This is a genomic window from Microcoleus sp. LEGE 07076 (assembly GCF_015207455.1).
In the GTDB taxonomy this organism is placed as follows: Bacteria; Cyanobacteriota; Cyanobacteriia; order Cyanobacteriales; family Microcoleaceae; genus Microcoleus.
Genome location: NZ_JADEWV010000315.1, coordinates 1 through 5,005, shown reverse-complemented (window position 1 = coordinate 5,005; position 5,005 = coordinate 1). Strand labels below are relative to the sequence as shown.

Below are 5,005 nucleotides of genomic sequence, written 5' to 3'. Positions count from 1 at the left end.
CACCATTGTCGAGGAACGTTCCAAGCGATTTGCCAAAGCCGCACCGTAAATCTTCTGGATCGAATTTAAAGTTTTGTATTGTTCTCCCGGTGGTAAGATGCAGCTACTGACTTCCAGACCCGCAGATTCCAGGGCTGCTGTTGCTGTTTCGCCGTACTGCCGAAAAATCGACTGATTTGAGACCAGCAGCACTTTTTTGCCTAAACTTAGATCGCCCATCAGGGTGCCGAGTTCGTCTAAACCGCCCGATCGCACGCAAACATTGTAAGATTGAGACCCCAAGTCAACTTTTATCACTGAGTGCATATTTATTGATTTTAGATATTAGATTTTAGATTATAGTTCTTAGTGTATGTCTTCTTATTGATTGTTTGGGAGAAATTGCAATGACTCTTACCGGAGCAATAGCTTATTTTGGGATTTTCGGCGGCATGGTCGGTTTGGCGACAGTGCTGATGTTTGGTCTGCGAGCTGTCAAACTCATCTAATTGACCGATGAGAATGTGAGAACCAGAACATTTGAATTCTGGTAAAAATACCGATCGGACGAAGTATTTGTGCAAAAAATCTCTAATTTTTCTGCGACGAGATTTAGCCTGCAAATGCTTCGGTCGATCGAAACCTTAGAGAATAAATTTCATAAATAATTAACCAGATTGGATCTAGAGCAGTTATCAAATTCCGTGAAGTACCTGCTGCTCCTTAATTACATGGGTTGCAGAGTCACAATCTCTCCAACATTTTTTACCGTTATTCAGATTTTTTGACCAGTATTTGTGAAAAAAAACTGGTGACGGCGGCTCATAAATAAGTGATAAAGTACGAATACGAGAAATCCTAGAAGACGTCATATTTCGCTAAAAAAAGTTATAAAGTTATATGGTTATTTGTGTAAATCAGTATGTAAGCTGTGGCAGCATTTAAATTCTATCTCTAAAAAAATCCAACTCTTGTGGGGAGTAGGGGTTGGGCGTCCCGCCCGCCCTGAATATACAATTCAAATGCGCGACAGCTTATGACGAAAAAATCATCTGGATTAGGAACATTCGGTGGTGTCTATACGCCCTCAGTTTTGACGATCCTGGGCGTAATTATGTATCTGCGCTTTGGTTGGGTTGTGGGGAATGTTGGTTTGGTGGGAACCTTGATTATCGTCACCCTCGCCACCAGCATTACCTTTTTAACCTCGCTTTCTATCAGCGCGATCGCCACAGATCGCGTCGTTAGGGTAGGCGGAGCCTACTACATGATCGGTCGTTCCCTAGGATTAGAAATTGGCGGTGCTGTGGGCATTCCCCTTTATCTTGCCCAAGCCCTCTCGGTAGCCCTCTACACGATCGGGTTTGCCGAAAGCGTTGTCGCCACATTCCCTCAACTCAATCAGTTGTACGTAGCATTGATTACAACGGTATTGGTAGCAGTATTGGCCTTGACTTCCGCAGAAATCGCCATTCGCGCTCAGTACGCAATTATGGCAGCGATCGTCCTTTCCTTGATCTCCCTTTTATTGGGCAACCCCCTAGAAATCCCCAACCCGCAGATGTTTCAAACTCCCGCTTCGGGAGAACCCTTTTGGACAGTATTTGCCGTATTTTTTCCCGCCGTGACAGGAATTATGGCCGGGGTGAGTATGTCGGGAGACTTGCGAGATCCGAGTCGATCGATCCCCGTAGGAACCCTAGCTGCCGTAGGGACAGGATATCTCATCTACATGGGATTACCCGTGATTCTGTCTATGCGAGCAGATACCCAGAGTCTGCTCGAAAATCCCCTGATCATGAAACAGATATCTCTGTGGGGGCCGGCAATTTTGTTCGGCGTGTGGGGAGCAACCTTGAGCAGCGCCCTGGGTAGCATTCTCGGCGCACCCCGCGTTTTGCAAGCGTTAGCTAGAGATGGGATCTTTCCTCGCTGGATGAGCTTTCTCGGCCAGGGAAGCGGCCCGAACGATGAGCCGCGCATCGGGACTGCGGTAACTCTGGGAATTGCAACCGCGACGGTTTGTATCGGCGAGCTAAACCTGATCGCCCCCGTCTTAACCATGTTTTTTCTCACCACTTATTTAGTCCTCAACGTCGCCGCCGGAATAGAAGGATTCTTGCAAAGTCCCTCGTTTCGCCCCACCTTTCGCGTCCATTGGTCTCTATCCCTATTGGGAGCTTTAGGCTGTTTGGGGGTGATGTTTTTAATTGATGCTGTAGCTACTGTGGTAGCCGCAATTATTGTCCTGGGAATCTACTTCTGGCTGCAACAGCGAGAATTGATGTCGGCATGGGGAGACGTGCGGCGGGGCGTTTGGCTGGCTGTGTTGCGCTTTTGCATATTTAAGTTGGGTACAGAAGAAGACACGAAAAACTGGCGACCCCATATTTTGGTACTATCCGGTGCGCCGACTAAACACTGGTCGTCGATCGAACTAGCTGATGCGTTTACCCACAACCGAGGACTAATTACGGTTGCCACCATTCTGCCCAGCGGCTCTCGGAATTTAGCCCAACAAACCCAGTTAGAAGCGACTATCCGGGATTATCTCGAACGCAGAGGCGTTCAAGCCCTTGTGCGCGTTTTAACGGCGACCGATCCCTTTGTAGGGGCCCAGCGGCTGGTTGAGTCATACGGATTGGGGTCTTTGGTTCCCAACACCATTCTTTTGGGGGATAGCGAAAGTGCAGAACGGCGCGAGCAATACTGCCAGAACATCGCAGCGATTCACCGGGCCGGCCGCAGTATCCTTATTTTGCGAGAAAATCCCGATCGCGGGTTTGGGGCGCGCCGCCGCATTGATGTCTGGTGGGGGGGAATGAAAGCTAACGGTAGTTTGATGCTATTGTTGGCCTATTTGTTACGCACAGAAATCGATTGGCGAGAATCTACGATTTATCTCAAATTAGTGGTAAAAAACCAAGATGCTGCTCGTTCGGCCGAAAGCAATCTCGCCCGCGCGATCGCAGATTTACGCATCGAAGCCCAGCCACAAGTCTTAGTAGCCGACGGCAGATCCTTCAATCAGATTCTCCACGATTCTTCGGAAAAAGCCGACCTAATTTTTTTAGGAATGGCTGTCCCCGGAGACATCCAAGATTACACTCAATACTACGAAAAATTGCAGACCAGAGCAACAGGATTACCCACAACTCTGTTTGTTTTGGCAGCTCCTGATTTTGCCTTTGAAGAAATCTTGAGTGATAGTGTTTGAACTCGCATTCCCTACCCCAAAGAATTTGCTGCGATTAATTTATTGTGGCTTAGCGCCGGACGCTAAGCCTCCGCCTATAACGGGACACCCTGCCCGTATTTAATCGGAATCTGAATTGTAAACTCCGTTAGTTTTCCGGGAGTTGAGGAAAAGTTTAGCTGACCGCGATGTTTTTCGCAAATAATGTGATAGCTAATAGACAAACCCATTCCTGTACCTTGACCGATATCTTTGGTGGTAAAAAAAGGATTGAATATTTGCCCTTGAATCGATTGCGGTATGCCGCATCCATTATCGGCGATCGCAATTTGAACAAATTGATTAACTATCGATGTCCGAACAGTAATCTGACCTAAAATTGTTTCAAATCCATCCGTATTTTGTTGGAAAATTTTTTCGTCAATTGCATCAATAGCATTGGCAATAATATTCATCACTGCTTGGTTCAATTCTGCTGCATTGCACTCAACTTTTGACAGCGATTCATACTCTTTGACGATCGAAATTTGCGGGCGGATGGAAGTAGCATTCAAGCGATGATTTAAAATTAATAAAGTGCTGTCAATTCCTTCGTGAATATCGACTTCTTTAAGCTCAGCTCGATCTAAACCAGAAAAGTTGCGTAACGACGATACAATATTTTTAATTCGGGTAGTACCGACATTCATAGAGTGTAATATTTTGGTAATATCTTGTTTGATAAAATCAAGATCGATCGCATCTAGTTCAGTTTGAATTTCAGTAGGAGGGTGGGGCAGGTATTTATGATAAAGCTGTATCAGGTGCAGTATTATTTGAGTATATTGTTCGATATATCTGAGGTTGCCGTCAATAAAACCAACCGGATTGTTAATTTCGTGGGCAATACCTGCCACTATTTGTCCTAAACTGGACATTTTCTCGCTCTGAATCAACTTCGCCTGGGTTCTTTGTAGCTCAATTAAGGTAGTCTCTGTTTCGATTTGAGCTTGACGGTAAACCTCTTGACTGACTCGTGTTGCTAATAATTGCTGGAATGTGTAGTGATAGATATTAACGCTAAGCAAAACAAATAGCGAACCCAGGCCAAATACTAAGCCAATCAAAATAGGAAGTAATTGCCACTGTTGATTAACAAGTAAAAACAACGCGAAACAATATCCAACTAGAAAAACACACATCAAAAACCGCAAATTTTTCCAAGCTAGGTATCCAGTTTCTTTTTTGAGTAAATCTAAGATTTTTTGAGTTTTGAAGATTGACAAGAGCATAAAAGCTGCTCCCAACGCAATCAGTAACAATGGAAAAATCAATAAGATATCGAGAGTCATAGAGGTTAATCAATCTGAAAAATAAATTTAACTTGCTTCTGTTTAAAATGATGCAATCTGGGATTTTGGGTAATTAGTAATCGAGGGCCTGTCACAGGCAGAGTTTAATTTTATGATAATTGTTATAGATACACTTGATGATATTTTGGTTTAAAGAAATAGCTATTAATAGTCAAGTTAGGTGTGTTCATCTCATCAGAGTAAAAACACTTCTTTTGACTCCTTCTTTCTTTCTCTTTTCTCCTGTCTCGCAGTCTCGGGCATTCAATTTCGAGCAGGGCTGCTTTCCGACAGAGATGCTCCCAGTTAGGTTGGCGATCGACACTCTGCTAAGCTTTGTTAAGTTAGCACATCGATCGAACACAATCATCTAATTTGTAACATTTGCTACACCTAACAAGCAAGCAGACTGAACATACAGCATCCAGAGATATGTAGCAATCCTCGCATTATTTGTGAATTTATTACTTTCTCCCCGCAGCTTCGGGGAGGGTTGGGG

Annotated in this window: 3 protein-coding genes and 1 pseudogene; 2 read left to right on the top strand and 2 right to left on the bottom strand. The window is 44.6% G+C overall.

Translation table 11 applies throughout. The annotated features are described in order from the left end of the window. Positions 1 to 306 (bottom strand): annotated as a pseudogene (locus tag IQ270_RS28075) (3-dehydroquinate synthase); the annotation flags it as partial. A gap of 80 nt (positions 307 to 386) precedes the next feature. Here IQ270_RS28075 and IQ270_RS28070 point away from each other — a divergent pair. Both IQ270_RS28070 and IQ270_RS28065 read left to right on the top strand, forming a co-directional pair. After that, a complete protein-coding gene (locus IQ270_RS28070; protein WP_193976411.1) occupies positions 387 to 488 on the top strand; it encodes a cytochrome b6-f complex subunit PetL in 102 nt (33 codons plus the stop codon). Between the two features lie 527 nt (positions 489 to 1,015). Next, positions 1,016 to 3,196 (top strand): Na-K-Cl cotransporter, encoded by a 2,181-nt coding sequence (locus tag IQ270_RS28065; RefSeq protein ID WP_193976410.1) that lies wholly within the window; start codon positions 1,016 to 1,018, stop codon positions 3,194 to 3,196. A 74-nt stretch (positions 3,197 to 3,270) separates the two neighbouring features. On the opposite strand, the gene IQ270_RS28060 is transcribed toward IQ270_RS28065, so the two are convergent. Further along, positions 3,271 to 4,446 carry a sensor histidine kinase gene (locus IQ270_RS28060; protein ID WP_228056777.1) on the bottom strand — a complete coding sequence of 392 codons (1,176 nt, stop codon included), beginning with the start codon at positions 4,444 to 4,446 and terminating at the stop codon, positions 3,271 to 3,273. Positions 4,447 to 5,005: the final 559 nt, after the last annotated feature.